Raw genomic sequence first — 15,225 nt, forward strand, 5'->3', positions numbered from 1 at the left:
TTTCTATTTCTCAGTTGCTTCTAATTCCTTCCCTAATTCGATGATGTATTTTTTCAAATCATCTTTGGTTTGAGGGTGGTTGAGTCCGTAGTCAATTGATGTCTTCATGTAGCCAAATTTATCTCCGACATCATAGCGGTTGCCTTTGAATTCACGGGCAAATACGCGCTGTGTTTTATTGAGGGTATCGATGGCATCTGTCAATTGGATTTCGTTACCGGCACCAGGTTTTTGATTTTCCAAAATATCAAAAATTTCAGGCGTCAAGAGGTAGCGACCAATGATTGCCAAGTCAGAAGGAGCATCTTCTGGAGCGGGTTTTTCCACGAAAGTTTCAACGCTGTAAAGACCATTTACGCCTTCACCTTGAGGAGCGATGACACCGTAAGCTGACACTTCTTCGTGTGGGACAGGCATAACAGCGATAGTAGATGCATGTGTATGTTTGAAGTCGTTAATTAGTTGTTTTGTCAGTGGTGTGCTTGTACCGTTGATGTCCATTAGGTCATCACCAAGCATAACGACAAATGGCTCATTTCCAACGAAAGCTTTGGCTTGAAGAACGGCATCACCAAGGCCACGAGGATGACTTTGACGGATGAAGTGAAGTCGGATACCAGTTGTTTCGTCAACTAATTTTAGTAAATCCGTTTTTCCTTTTTCTTTGAGATTGTACTCCAATTCAAAGTTTGAGTCAAAGTGGTCTTCAATAGAACGTTTTGACTTACCAGTCACCACCAAAATATCTTCAATGCCAGATTTGAGGGCTTCTTCAACGATAAATTGGATGGTTGGTTTATCAACGATTGGCAACATTTCTTTTGCCAATGCTTTGGTAGCAGGGAGGAAACGAGTTCCCAAACCAGCAGCTGGAATGACTGCTTTTCTAACTTTTTTTGTCATATTGTCTCCTTTGAGATAATGTAATAATTGTTGAGATTAAGACCATTCGTTTTCTTCGCGGAATTCGCTAGACATGATGGTTTTGATAGCTTGGTCGATTGTAGTACCTTGGTAGATAACACTGTAGATGGCTTGGGTGATTGGCATATAGACACCGAGTTCTTGAGCTAATTCGTAAGCTGCTTTTGTAGTGGAAATTCCTTCGATGACCATGCCCATGTTGCGCTCGATATCTTCTAATTTTTCACCGCGACCGAGCTGATTACCTGCACGCCAGTTACGTGAATGCACAGAAGTTCCGGTTACAATCAAGTCCCCCACACCAGATAGACCGCTGTAAGTCAGGGGATTTGCGCCTAGTTGAACACCGAGACGTGTGATTTCAGTCAATCCACGAGCGATGATAGCTGCTTTGGCATTGTCGCCGTAGCCAAGACCGTGAAGAGCACCAGCACCAACTGCGATGATATTTTTCAAAGCGCCGGCTGTTTCCACACCGATAACGTCATTATTGGTATAGAGGCGGAAGTAGTGGTTGCTGAAGAGATTTTGCACGTACTTGGCAGTATCCAAGTCTTTTGAAGCTGCTGAAATCAAGGTAATATCACGAACGATTGTTTCCTCAGCATGACTTGGTCCGGATACAGCAACGATTTCAGAGCGAAGACTTGCTGGAATTTCTTCTTCCAAAACTTGAGAAAGACGCTTGTGCGTATCTGGTTCCAATCCTTTTGAAGCGTGCATGATAATAACTTTGTGGTCTAGCGTTTCAGCGACTTGCTTGGCAACAAGGCGAGTTACTTTTGTTGGGACAACAAAGAGGACGGCATCTACACCATCTAGGGCTTGCGCTAAGTCTGTATAGGCCTTGATAGTTTCGTCTAATACCACATCTTTGAAATAGCGTGTATTGGTGTGTTTTTGGTTGATTTCATCGATTTGTTCAGGGACATTTCCCCAGATGCGTACTTCATGTCCATTGTCGTTTAATACTTGAGAGAGGGCTGTTCCCCAAGAACCTGGCCCTAAGACTGCAATTTTTTGTTTTTCCATTCGGATTCTCCTAGCCTAGTCTATTCATTCCATTTTACCATATTTATTGATAAAAAGCGAAAGGATAAAAGCCTTTTCAGCAGCATGTGTAATTTGTCAGTTTTCCCATCTTATGTTACTATGGAAAGATAGTTAATATTTACATAAGGAGAAATTATGCTCTTTCATCTCTTGAAAAAGTACAAATGGCAGGCTATCGGGTCAGTTGGGATGATTCTCATCTATGTCCTTAGTAGCCTCTTGCAACCGCGTTTTTTACAGAATGTCTTGGCTGCTGTCACGGCAAATCAGCAATCTGAAATTATGCGATTAGGAGTCTGGCTCTTGGTCATTGCGGTTATCGGTCTAGCTGCCGGAGCTTTGAATACAGTTCTAGCATCCTACGTTTCCCAGTCTGTCGCAGCAGATTTGCGGGAGAAGGTTTTTCGTAAAATTCAAACCTTTTCCTATGCCAATATTGAAGAATTCAATGCTGGAAATCTGGTTGTTCGGATGACAAACGACATCAACCAAGTACAAAACTTGCTGATGATGGCCTTCCAGGTTCTCTTGCGCATGCCGATTTTATTTATCGGTGCAACGGTTCTGGCCTTGACGACTCTGCCGCAATTGTGGTGGATTGTTGTGCTGATGATTGTCTTGATTGCTATCGCTATGATGGTCATTATGGGGATTATGGGGCCACGCTTTGCTATTTTCCAAAAGCTGATGGACCAGATTAACGCCATTGCCAAGGAAAATCTTCGTGGCGTTCGTGTCGTAAAATCTTTCGTTCAAGAGAAAAATCAAGCTGATAAATTTCAGAAAGTTTCTGACGAACTTTTGGAACAAAATCTCTTTATCGGAACTGGTTTCGCCTTTCTAGAGCCGGTCTTCATGCTGGTTTCCTATCTTGCCATCTATGCGACAATTTACGTGGTTTACACGATGACAGGCAGTCAGCCAGATGCAGTGACTAAGTTGGCTTCTTTCAATACCTACCTGATGCAAATCATGTTTGCCATTATCATGGTAGGATTTATGGGAAGCAATATCACTCGTGCCATGGTTTCCATCAATCGGATCAAGGAAGTCTTGGATACGGATCCAGCCATGACCTTTGAGGAAAATGGTGTCACGGACGTAGCGGGGACTATTTCATTTGAAAATGTGACCTTTACCTATCCACACGATGAATATCCGACCTTGAAAAATATCTCATTTGAGATTGAAGCGGGTCAGATGATTGGTGTCGTCGGTGCGACGGGTGCTGGTAAGTCAACCTTGGCCCAGCTCATTCCACGTTTGTTTGACCCACAAGCAGGTCAGATTAAAATCGGCGGAGTTGATATAAAAACCATCAGCCAATCGACGTTGCGTGATACGGTATCGATTGTTTTGCAAAAAGCCATTCTCTTTACGGGAACGGTGGCTTCCAATATCCGTCAAGGGAAATTAGATGCACATGATACCGAGATTGAACGTGCGGCTCGGATTGCTCAAGCGCGTGAATTTATTACCCGGATGCCGGACCAATACGACAGTCAAGTCGAAGAGCGCGGTAACAACTTCTCAGGCGGTCAGAAGCAACGGATGTCCATTGCTCGCGGTCTCGTTTCCAATCCAAAAATCTTGATTTTGGATGACTCGACTTCAGCCCTAGACGCCAAGTCTGAAAAATTGGTTCAAGAAGCTCTGGTTCATGATTTGAAGGATACAACGACCATCATTATTGCACAGAAAATCTCGTCTGTTGTCAAAGCGGATAAGATTTTGGTCTTGGATGAAGGACGTTTGATCGGGCAAGGGACCCACGCCGAATTGGTAGTAGGAAATGCTGTTTACCGAGAAATTTTTGAAACGCAAAAAGGAAAGGAGGAAGACTAATGCAGACAGCACGTTTTTTCTGGTCTTATTTTAAACGCTATAAACTTCAGTTTTTCATCATTTTCTTAGCGGTGATTGCTTCGGTTGCCATGCAAGTTCTCTCGCCGGTCTATATGGGACGAGCGGTGACAGAATTGACTCATTTTGTTCAAGATGGTGGAGCGGATACCAGCGCATTTTTTGCCACTTTGCACAATTTACTCTTAGCAGTTGTCCTCATGGCTGGCGCTTCTATGGTTTACTCGCTCTTGTTTACACGGGTTATTGCCAATTCTACTAATGAAATGCGTAAGGGGTTGTTCGGGAAATTGGAACGATTGACCGTTTCCTTTTTTGACCGTCATCAAGATGGAGAAATCCTTTCTCGCTTCACGTCTGATTTGGACAATATTCAAAATGCCTTCAACCAATCAGCAGTAACGGTGGTTACGCAAGCGGTGCTTTATGTTGGAATTCTCGTCATGATGTTCCTGCAAAATGCCAAGCTTGCCTTGGTCACGACAGCCACGACGCCGATTGCTCTTCTCTTCCTCTTCTTTATCATCAAGACCGCTCGAAAATATACGGATCTGCAGCAAAAAGAAGTAGGAAAACTCAATGCCTACATGGATGAAAATATCTCAGGTCAGAAAGCCATTATCGTTCAAGGCTTGCAGGAGCAAGTCATTGACGGATTCCTAGAGCAAAATGAAAAAGTACGCAAGGCAACTTTTAAAGGGAGAATTTTCTCAGGTCTTCTTTTCCCAGTGATGAATGGTTTGAGTTTGATTAACACAGCCATTGTAATCTTTGCAGGTTCTAGCATGGTACTGCAGGACAAGAGCTTGTCAGTAGCCGCAGGACTTGGTCTAGTTGTGACCTTTGTCCAATATTCGCAGCAATATTATCAACCAATGATGCAAATTGCTGCCAGCTGGGCGGAAATGCAGTTAGCCTTCACAGGTGCTCACCGCATTCAAGAAATGTTTGACGAGCCGGAGGAAGTACGGCCACAAGCGACACCAGCCTTTACCGAGCTGACAGACAAGGTCGAAATTGACCACGTAGACTTTTCTTACGTGGAAGGCAAGCCAATCCTTCGCGACGTGACCATTACTGTGCCGAAAGGTCAGATGACAGCTGTTGTCGGACCAACTGGTTCAGGAAAAACGACCATCATGAACCTCATCAACCGCTTTTACGACGTTAATGGAGGAGCTATTAAGTTTGATGGGCGCGATATTCGCGAGTATGAGCTCAATAGCTTGCGCCAACATGTCGGCATCGTGCTACAGGAGTCGGTCTTGTTCTCAGGCACCATCGCAGAAAACATTGCTTTTGGTGGGGAAAATATCAGCCAAGAAATGATTGAAACAGCAGCGCGTGCCACTCATATTCATGATTTTATTATGAGTTTGCCAGATGGATACGAGACTCATGTTGACGACGAGCAAAATGTTTTCTCGACTGGACAGAAACAGCTGATTTCCATTGCTCGTACACTTTTAACAGACCCACAAGTTTTGATTTTGGACGAAGCAACATCCAATGTAGACACGGTGACAGAGTCTAAAATCCAAGCAGCCATGGAAACCATTATCGCTGGACGGACAAGTTTTGTCATTGCTCACCGCCTCAAAACCATCCTCAATGCGGACCAAATTATCGTCCTAAAAGATGGAGAGGTCATTGAGCAAGGCAATCACCACGAATTGCTGAAATTGGGTGGATTCTACGCGGAACTCTACCACAATCAGTTTGTCTTTGAATAATCAAAATAAACAAAAATAGCCAAGTTGGCTATTTTTGTTATCTTAAATATGTTGAAAGTTACATAAACTAAATTTATGTAAGCATTAAAATTTATATATTTGTAAATTATTGAAAAAAGATGGTAAAATAGATTTATCGCATGAAAGGGAGCCATCAAGTGTTTTTACTTGTATCCTAGCATGATTCTCGTGTAACGATAGAAACCCCAAATTAACTCCTGTTAGACGGGAAGCAGGCTTGCCAAAAGGCAGCTCATTCCAATCCTTTTGATGCGATTTTTTATTGCCTGTTGAAAAGTTCGAGATTCGGACTTTTTTATTTCTTCAGAAGCTCAGGTATAGTATAATGAAAAAAACGCTTTGAGGAGAAAAGATGAAAATTCGTGGATTTGAATTAGTTAGTGCCTTTACAGATAAAAATTTATTGCCAAAAAGAGAGACGGCTCATGCGGCTGGCTATGACCTGAAGGTGGCGGTCGAAACGACGATTGCACCCGGAGAAATCCAGCTAGTACCGACGGGTGTCAAGGCCTACATGCAGCCCAGCGAGGTACTCTACTTGTATGATCGCTCATCCAATCCTCGTAAAAAAGGCTTGGTGCTCATCAACTCGGTTGGGGTGATTGACGGAGACTATTATGGCAACGCTGGAAATGAAGGTCATATTTTTGCTCAAATGAAAAACATCACCGATGAGACGGTTACACTAGAAGTGGGAGAACGGATTGTCCAAGCTGTTTTTGCACCATTTTTGATGGCTGATGGCGATGATGCAGATGGCGTGCGGACAGGTGGATTTGGTTCGACAGGCAATTAAATACGAATAATCAATAGGGTACTTGCAATAAGTTACCCTTGTTTCATGAAAGAAAGAGGAATGAATGGCTAAGAAAAAAACGACCTTTGTCTGTCAAAATTGTGAGTACCATTCACCAAAGTATTTGGGACGATGCCCCAACTGTGGTGCCTGGTCTAGCTTTGTCGAGGAAGTGGAAGTGGCAGAAGTTAAAAATGAACGCGTCTCATTGACGGGTGAAAAGATACGACCGATGAAGCTCAACGAGGTTTCCTCAATCCAAGTTGCGCGCACGAAAACGGAGATGGATGAATTCAACCGCGTACTTGGCGGTGGTGTCGTTCCAGGAAGTCTGGTTTTGATTGGCGGGGATCCTGGTATCGGCAAGTCCACCTTGCTCTTGCAAGTATCCACTCAGCTATCGACGATCGGAACAGTTCTCTATGTATCTGGGGAAGAATCTGCCCAACAAATCAAGCTGCGTGCGGAGCGCTTGGGGGACATTGATAGCGAGTTTTATCTCTATGCCGAGACCAATATGCAATCTATTCGCACGGAGATCGAGAAAATCAAGCCAGATTTTTTGGTTATTGACTCCATTCAGACCATTATGAGCCCGGACATTTCCAGTGTGCAGGGGTCAGTCTCTCAAGTACGGGAAGTGACCAATGAGCTCATGCAGATTGCCAAGACAAATAACATCGCGACCTTTATCGTTGGACACATGACCAAGGAAGGAACCTTGGCTGGACCACGGACGCTGGAGCATATGGTGGATACGGTGCTCTATTTTGAAGGGGAGCGCCAGCATACCTTCCGTATCTTACGGGCTGTGAAAAATCGCTTCGGTTCAACGAATGAAATTGGTATTTTTGAAATGCAGTCTCAGGGATTGGTTGAAGTGACCAACCCAAGCGAAGTCTTCTTGGAAGAACGCTTGGATGGTGCGACAGGGTCAGCTATTGTGGTGACTATGGAGGGAACACGTCCAATTCTAGCTGAGGTGCAAGCCTTGGTGACGCCGACTATGTTTGGCAATGCAAAACGGACGACGACGGGTTTGGACTTTAATCGGGCGAGTCTCATCATGGCAGTCTTGGAAAAACGCGCCGGCCTCCTCTTGCAAAATCAAGATGCCTACCTCAAATCGGCTGGTGGCGTGCGTTTGGATGAACCGGCAATTGACCTAGCTGTGGCGGTGGCCATTGCATCATCCTATAAGGATAAGCCGACCAATCCTCAGGAGTGCTTCATCGGGGAAATTGGCTTGACAGGAGAAATCCGTCGCGTCAATCGAATCGAGCAGCGTATCAACGAAGCAGCTAAACTTGGATTCACCAAGGTTTATGCCCCTAAAAATTCTTTAGCCGGTATTCAACCGACAAAAGATATTCAAGTTGTCGGTGTCACAACGCTGAGTGAGGTCTTGAAGCTAGTCTTTGCCTGAGAGCTTGAGTCGGACAAATGGGATGAAAAGTGATAAGATAAGGAGGTACTAGTTTGATAACCAAACAATTTCTCTAAAAGGAGACCTCTTATGTCCTACTTTCAAAATTTTATGAAGGCTAATCAAGCCTATGTTGATTTACATGGTACCCAGCATTTGTCGCTGAAGCCTAAGACAAAAGTAGCCATTGTGACCTGTATGGACTCACGGCTTCACGTTGCCCAGGCTCTTGGACTAGCCTTGGGGGATGCCCATATTTTGCGGAATGCAGGTGGGCGCGTGACGGATGATATGATTCGTTCGCTGGTCATTTCCCAGCAGCAAATGGGGACGCGCGAAATTGTCCTTCTCCACCATACGGACTGTGGCGCGCAGACATTTACAAATGAAAGTTTTGCAAGACATATCCACCAAGAGATGGGTGTAGATGTCACTGGTCAAGACTTTTTACCCTTTACGGATATTGAAGAGAGTGTTCGTGAAGACATGGAGCTATTGAGAAAATCTCCCTTAATTCCAGACGATGTGGAGATAAATGGTGCCTACTATGATGTAGATACCGGTCGGATTATCGCAGTGGATGATTGATTGTAGCAGCAGTTAAATAAACCATCAGACAAGCCAAATTCTAACAAAGATAGGCTTGTTTTTTAGTTATCAGTTGACAGATTCTAAGTCGAGGATTATAATTGTGTTATAAAAATAGTACAAAACGACAAAAACTAGAATTTCTCTAGTCACATGTCATTTCCTCGATATAAAAGGAGCACACTATGTCAGATAATCGCATGAAATACACTATTGACCCTACAATGCAATTTCCCTTGGTAGAAATTGAGCTTGAGGCAGGGGAGTCAGCCTACATCCAGCAAGGAAGCATGGTCTACCACACACCAAGTGTGACTCTCAATACTCGACTCAATGGACGCGGATCAGGTTTGGGAAAACTGGTAGGAGCTATCGGACGTTCTATGGTGTCTGGTGAGTCTATGTTTATCACCCAGGCAATTTCTAACGGGAACGATGGCAAGCTGGCCTTAGCACCCAACACACCAGGTCAAGTGATTGCACTTGAGCTCGGAGTCAATCAATACCGCTTGAATGATGGTGCTTTTTTGGCATTGGACGGCTCAGCCCAGTATAAAATGGAGCGACAAAGTGTGGGACGTGCCTTGTTTGGTGGACAGGGTGGCTTCTTTGTCATGACAACAGAAGGGGAAGGAACGCTTTTAGCCAATAGTTTTGGCTCAATTAAGAAAATGGAGCTCAATGGCAATAGCATCACCATTGACAATGCCCATGTCGTGGCTTGGAGCACCAGTCTGGACTATGACATTCATCTAGAAAATGGCTTTATGCAGTCTATCGGTACTGGTGAAGGAGTGGTCAATACATTTAGAGGTTACGGCGAGGTCTATATTCAAAGTCTCAATTTGGAACAGTTTGTCAATCAACTCAAACCCTTTATTCCAACTGGAAATTCTTAAAAGGGAACATTTTACGAATAGAATAAGAGCCTAGATGAAAAAATCAGGGCTCTTTTTACTTACCGTTCTACACCACTTAACCTTGTATATCTACCGCTTACTGAAAAAGACTTGAAAATGTGGACGGACTTGCTATAATGAGTACATAGCTTAGGATTGAAAAACCAGAGAGAGGAGATGGCATGAAGATTCGTATTGAAATGGATCCGACTTGTGAGGAGATGGAAATTGTGTTGCGAACTAGTCAACTGACTCCGCAGGTTCAGCAGATTCAAGAAGCGCTGGCAAAGCTAGATCGAAAGCCGCTTATTTTTTATAAAGGAACCAGCGAATTTTTTCTTCCACTGGAGGAGATTCTATTCTTTGAAACGGATGGAAACAAGATTTTTGGTCACACCAAGGACAATGCCTATGAAGTGCGCTTGAAACTCTACGAATTAGAAGATTATCTTCCGACAAGTTTTTGTCGAGTTGCCAAGTCCGCCATTGCCAATATCCGACAGATTTATGCCCTGGACAAATCCTTTTCGGGAACCAGCACAGTTCAGTTTTATCAGACGCAGAAGCAGGTGCACGCCTCGCGGCACTATTATCAATTATTAAAAGAAAAATTGCAGGAAATGAGGTAGGAAAATGAAAAAAACACTAACAGGAATTGGTTTGATTGTCTTAGCGGTGGCCATCTTATTTAGAGACCAGCTATCCTTTCTTAGCTATGGTATGCCATTATGGCGCCTAGCCTTGATTGTTTTCTTTGGGGTAGAAACTCTTCAAAACGCCTTTAGAAAGGATGTTAAAGCGAGTTTTATTGGTTTGGCCATTACCTTCATTTTGCTCAATGGTCATTTTCAATGGTTGCAAGTGGGAACAGGGACGCTGATTATTGTTACCGTCTTGCTTTACTTCGGATTTAGCATGATTTTGAAACCAAATAGAATCAGCATGAAGTATTATAAGGGCAAAAAGGGTAAATTTGTGGGCTGGACAAATAATCCTGAGTTTAAAGAAAGTTCGGACACCGTTTTTGGTAACGCCACTCGTTATGTCAATGACGATAATTTTGTCAATATTGGCGGAGATGTCGTCTTCTCTGGCACGTCTATCTATTTTGATCAGGCTATTATTCTGGGTGATACAGCTAGCTACTCTGGGGATGCTGCCTTCTCAAGTGTTAAACTTTTTGTTCCAAGAAATTGGAAAGTAGAATTTACAGGAGACCGCGTCTTTAGCTCAATTGAAGCCAATCCAAGCGGTCTACCAACTGATAAAACATTGGTTGTCAGTGGAGACTATGTCTTTAGCCGCTTGACGGTTTACTATATCTAAAATTCTTTATGGCGCTAAGGCTTTTGTCTTGGGGCTATTTTTGATATAATGTAGGGAACGTAAATTTTACAGGAGAATGCATCATGGCAAATAAAATTCGTGTGCGTTACGCACCAAGTCCAACTGGATTGCTACATATCGGTAATGCGCGTACGGCGCTTTTCAACTATCTATACGCACGTCACTACGGTGGTGATTTTATCATCCGTATCGAAGACACTGACCGTAAACGTCATGTGGAAGATGGGGAACGTTCTCAGCTTGAAAACCTTAAATGGTTGGGAATGGATTGGGATGAAAGCCCCGAAACACATGAAAACTACCGTCAGTCAGAACGTCTCGACCTTTACCAAAAATACATCGACCAATTATTGGCAGAAGGAAAAGCTTATAAATCTTACGTGACGGAAGAAGAATTAGCTGCGGAGCGTGAACGTCAAGAAGCTGCTGGTGAAACACCTCGCTATATTAACGAATACCTTGGCATGTCTGAGGATGAAAAAGCAACCTACATTACTGAACGTGAAGCTGCTGGTATCGTGCCAACTGTTCGTATCGCCGTTAACGAAACTGGTATCTACAAATGGACGGATATCGTTAAAGGTGATATCGAGTTTGAAGGTGGTAACATCGGTGGTGACTGGGTTATCCAAAAACGCGATGGTTACCCAACTTACAACTTCGCCGTAGTTATCGATGACCATGATATGCAAATCTCACACGTTATCCGTGGAGACGACCACATTGCAAACACACCAAAACAATTGATGGTTTATGAAGCTCTTGGTTGGGATGCGCCTCAATTTGGTCACATGACATTGATTATCAACTCTGAAACGGGTAAAAAATTGTCTAAACGTGACACCAATACCCTTCAATTTATCGAAGATTATCGTCAAAAAGGTTACCTTCCAGAAGCTGTCTTCAACTTTATCGCTCTCCTTGGTTGGAACCCAGGTGGTGAAGATGAGATTTTCTCACGTGAAAAATTGATTAAACTCTTTGATGAAAACCGTCTCAGCAAATCACCAGCCGCCTTCGACCAGAAGAAATTGGACTGGATGAGCAACGAGTACATCAAAAATGCAGAACTTTCAACGATTTTTGACATGGCAAAACCTTTCTTGGAAGAAACTGGTCGTTTGACTGATAAAGCGGAAAAAATGGTTGAACTCTACAAACCACAAATGAAATCTGTTGATGAAATCGTGCCATTGACTGACCTCTTCTTTGCAGACTTCCCGGAATTAACAGAAGCTGAAAAAGAAGTCATGGCAGCTGAAACAGTGCCAACTGTTCTTAACAGCTTTAAAGAAAAATTGGCAGCAATGTCAGATGAAGATTTCAAATCAGAAAATATCTTCCCACAAATCAAGGCTGTTCAAAAAGAAACAGGCATTAAAGGGAAAAACCTTTTCATGCCAATCCGTATTGCCGTTTCAGGTGAAATGCATGGACCAGAATTGCCAGATACGATTTATTTATTAGGGCGTGAATTAGTAATGTCCCGATTAGAGAGTTTTTTGTAATAACGTACATATGTATAGTATTGAAAGGATATATTTTAGGGAAATTTTATTTGATTTCTTTAGATTTTTGTCTTCTACAAATAAGAAAACGTTTACATATTGTTAGAAGTGTGTTAAAATGACATAAAAGGCTCATCTGAACAGAGAGGAGAAAATGAATGAGGTAAAATCATGAAAAAGATAATAGGAACGTTTCTTACTAGTTTATTATCAGTTGTTGTTGTCTTGGGATTCATACCAGCGGTTTCAGCAGACTATCTACGAGAACCGGTTTCTGAACAAGAGCGCGGGCAGTTTCCGAATAGTTTGACTTATGCTTGGAATATTACAAAGGGTGATGGGCGTGTGATGCGTTGTACAGGTACCTATATTGGCGACAGACTGTTTTTATCGGCTGGACACTGTGTAACTACTCGCGATGGGGATTCGAAAAAAACGAAGAGTGCAGAAGCTGAATCAAATGGCAGTACTCACCCTGTAGACTTTAAGATGTATAAAAAGAATTTTTTGAGTAAGAACCCTTTTAAACCAATGCCTGGATATAGCGGCTTTACAGATTTGAAGAATGATGTAAGTATTACGACGGTTACAGAACCTAAAACTATAAATTTGGATACAAGTAATGTTCGCCTAGCTGTTTATTCAGATTTACAACAATTAGTAGGGAAAGAAGTTACAACTGTTGGTTACTCGAATTATTTCTATGGAGATCTTACAAAAACCTCGGGGCGTGTTCTAGCGGTTGAAGCTGATGGTACTTTAACAGTAGATTTTTATGTTGCTGAGCAAAATTCAGGATCCGCTGTTTATTTAAATGGGGAGATTATCGGAATATTGACAGCGACTGCTGACATTGAAGAATGTCGAGGAAGTGCTATGTGTAAACTTGCAACTGTCACACCATTTACCAAAGATATAAAAGCTAAATTATTTGACCCAAATGGAGTAAATGTACTTGTGCATTAAGCGAAATAGCTTTAAACGAATGACGATGATTTATATGTAATTGAAAATTTGGTATTAAGTACAGATATAAGAAGAGGAATATTTCTCTATAATAAAAATTATTCAATTATGTAGTGTATCTGTTTAGATGAGTTTTATATTGATTATTGATGCAGACAAATCAGGAAATACTGATTTGTCTCTCTTTTTTTTACTTACGTACAATTCACTTTAGATGAAATACATGGAAGGCTATAAAAAAATATATAGGGCAATTATGAATAATATGAAAATGTTTTACGGTTTTAAGGCCTTGTTTTAGGGATAATTCGACATAAAAATACTATACGATGTATAGTATGGGAGTTGACTGTTAAAAATGGGATATACTGGGAATTCAAAGTAGTTGCATAAATGTATTTTTTATGATATACATATTTACAAGACTAATACAATAAAGGGGGGCTTTAGAGAGCCTTTTATGAACACAGAGACAGACAAGGTTTGGTTTGTCTACTTTTTTGTTGTTAAAAAGCATCAAACTAGTTGACAACTCGTGTATAAAAGGTTAAATCGGTAGCCGGTTTGTAGGGCTACAATAAAATGAGGTTCAGTATGCGGGAGAGTTTGGTAAACTCAATATGCCAAGAACCTTTGTGTGGTTGTGTGTTGGTTGAAGCCAATAGTTATTGTTTGTGTTAATTTTAAAAAGGAGAAATCAATGAACAAAAGAATGAAAAAATTCGCAATTGCATCAGTAGTCACTTTATTTTCTACTAATGTCCTTTCTGTGGCGACTCTTCAAAATCTTCACCTTGGTAATAACGCAGGTGTAGTACGAGCTGAAGAGGATACTCCTCCAGAGGATGAAATTTTGCCAGATGCTGAACAACTAAAAGCAATCAAAGATTTTACAGAACTCAATAATGAATTGGAATCTCTTATTGATAGCAATCCCGAGGAAGCTCGCTATTTAGTTGAGGATGAGACAGAACAGGTGTCGCGTTGGAAGTCATATTTAGCTAAAACGACCGAGGGGAAAGCTCAAGCTCTACGTTGGGAAAATTTAGTTTCTCGTTTAAATGGTGGAGGTACACTAGTTGTGACCACCGAAGACGTGACAGAAACAGAAGTTGTTGCTTTTGAAACTGTTCGTGAGAATGATCCAAACCTTGAAGAAGGCAAGGAAGTTGTAGCTACAGAAGGTCGTTCAGGCGTCCGCACGATTGTCTACACTGTAACCAAAACGGATGGTGTGGAAACAGGTCGAGTGGTGAAGAGTGACATGGTTACTACTCCAGCGGTTACCAAGGTGGTCAAGGTTGGTACGAAGAAGGCAGTTGTTCCAGTTGTGACCACCGAAGACGTGACAGAAACAGAAGTTGTTGCTTTTGAAACTGTTCGTGAGAATGATCCAAACCTTGAAGAAGGCAAGGCAGTTGTAGCTACAGAAGGTCGTTCAGGCGTCCGCACGATTGTCTACACTGTAACCAAAACGGATGGTGTGGAAACAGGTCGAGTGGTGAAGAGTGACATGGTTACTACTCCAGCGGTTACCAAGGTGGTCAAGGTTGGTACGAAGAAGGCAGTTGTTCCAGTTGTGATCACCGAAGACGTGACAGAAACAGAAGTTGTTGCTTTTGAAACTGTTCGTGAGAATGATCCAAACCTTGAAGAAGGCAAGGCAGTTGTAGCTACAGAAGGTCGTTCAGGCGTCCGCACGATTGTCTACACTGTAACCAAAACGGATGGTGTGGAAACAGGTCGAGTGGTGAAGAGTGACATGGTTACTACTCCAGCGGTTACCAAGGTAGTCAAGGTTGGTACGAAAAAGGCGTCTGTTCCGAACGTGACAACAGAAAAAACAGAGTCTAAGTCTAAAGTGGAAGATAAAACTGTAGTACCGCTTGTCAATAAAAAAGCATTACCAGAAACAGGATATAAATCCTCTGTATTGACAATGCTTGGCGTAAGTTTTCTTGGAGGAATTTTATTGTCGGTAGTAAAGAGAAGGAGAAAAGGATAGAAAGGGATTTATGAGTAAGAAAACAAAAGCTAGTAGGTTAAAGCAGCTTACTAATTGGATAGTGTCTCTGTGGACAATTGGTATAATAGGATTAGG

13 protein-coding genes are annotated in these 15,225 nt (G+C 42.3%); 11 read left to right on the forward strand and 2 right to left on the reverse strand.

What is annotated here, in order from left to right; genetic code table 11:
• Window positions 1–3: 3 nt before the first annotated feature.
• A complete protein-coding gene (gene galU / locus J2T50_RS06225; RefSeq protein ID WP_253364798.1) occupies window positions 4–903 on the reverse strand; it encodes a UTP--glucose-1-phosphate uridylyltransferase GalU in 900 nt (299 codons plus the stop codon).
• 36 nt (window positions 904–939) lie between these two features.
• A complete protein-coding gene (locus tag J2T50_RS06230; RefSeq protein WP_253364800.1) occupies window positions 940–1,956 on the reverse strand; it encodes an NAD(P)H-dependent glycerol-3-phosphate dehydrogenase in 1,017 nt (338 codons plus the stop codon).
• A gap of 156 nt (window positions 1,957–2,112) precedes the next feature.
• Here J2T50_RS06230 and J2T50_RS06235 point away from each other — a divergent pair, with 156 nt between their 5' ends.
• The 11 genes from J2T50_RS06235 (at window position 2,113) to J2T50_RS06285 (ending at window position 15,129) form a co-directional block, all read left to right on the forward strand.
• A complete protein-coding gene (locus J2T50_RS06235; protein ID WP_253364802.1) occupies window positions 2,113–3,822 on the forward strand; it encodes an ABC transporter ATP-binding protein in 1,710 nt (569 codons plus the stop codon).
• On the forward strand, window positions 3,822–5,573 hold the full coding sequence (locus tag J2T50_RS06240; protein WP_253364804.1) for an ABC transporter ATP-binding protein: 1,752 nt from the start codon (window positions 3,822–3,824) through the stop codon (window positions 5,571–5,573). Before J2T50_RS06235 ends, J2T50_RS06240 begins: the two co-directional genes overlap by 1 nt.
• A 373-nt stretch (window positions 5,574–5,946) precedes the next feature.
• Complete coding sequence (locus J2T50_RS06245) at window positions 5,947–6,390, forward strand: dUTP diphosphatase (RefSeq protein ID WP_253364806.1); 444 nt, start codon at window positions 5,947–5,949, stop codon at window positions 6,388–6,390.
• Window positions 6,391–6,454: 64 nt separating this feature from the next.
• Window positions 6,455–7,816, forward strand: a complete 1,362-nt coding sequence (radA, locus tag J2T50_RS06250) for a DNA repair protein RadA (protein ID WP_253364807.1) — start codon at window positions 6,455–6,457, stop codon at window positions 7,814–7,816.
• Window positions 7,817–7,906: 90 nt separating this feature from the next.
• Window positions 7,907–8,404, forward strand: coding sequence for a beta-class carbonic anhydrase (locus J2T50_RS06255; protein WP_253364810.1), 498 nt, complete (start codon window positions 7,907–7,909; stop codon window positions 8,402–8,404).
• A 185-nt stretch (window positions 8,405–8,589) separates the two neighbouring features.
• Entirely contained in the window at window positions 8,590–9,303 is a 714-nt protein-coding gene (locus tag J2T50_RS06260) for a TIGR00266 family protein (RefSeq protein WP_253364812.1), read from the forward strand.
• Window positions 9,304–9,485: 182 nt separating this feature from the next.
• Entirely contained in the window at window positions 9,486–9,932 is a 447-nt protein-coding gene (locus tag J2T50_RS06265) for a LytTR family DNA-binding domain-containing protein (protein WP_253364815.1), read from the forward strand.
• A 4-nt stretch (window positions 9,933–9,936) separates the two neighbouring features.
• Window positions 9,937–10,629 carry a LiaF transmembrane domain-containing protein gene (locus J2T50_RS06270; protein WP_253364817.1) on the forward strand — a complete coding sequence of 231 codons (693 nt, stop codon included), beginning with the start codon at window positions 9,937–9,939 and terminating at the stop codon, window positions 10,627–10,629.
• Between the two features lie 83 nt (window positions 10,630–10,712).
• A complete protein-coding gene (gene gltX, locus J2T50_RS06275; RefSeq protein ID WP_253364819.1) occupies window positions 10,713–12,158 on the forward strand; it encodes a glutamate--tRNA ligase in 1,446 nt (481 codons plus the stop codon).
• A 171-nt stretch (window positions 12,159–12,329) separates the two neighbouring features.
• Window positions 12,330–13,124, forward strand: coding sequence for a trypsin-like serine peptidase (locus J2T50_RS06280; protein WP_253364821.1), 795 nt, complete (start codon window positions 12,330–12,332; stop codon window positions 13,122–13,124).
• A gap of 700 nt (window positions 13,125–13,824) precedes the next feature.
• Entirely contained in the window at window positions 13,825–15,129 is a 1,305-nt protein-coding gene (locus J2T50_RS06285; RefSeq protein ID WP_253364823.1) for a G5 domain-containing protein, read from the forward strand.
• Window positions 15,130–15,225 lie beyond the last annotated feature (96 nt).

The organism is Streptococcus gallinaceus (assembly GCF_024170225.1).
Taxonomy (GTDB): domain Bacteria; phylum Bacillota; class Bacilli; order Lactobacillales; family Streptococcaceae; genus Streptococcus; species Streptococcus gallinaceus.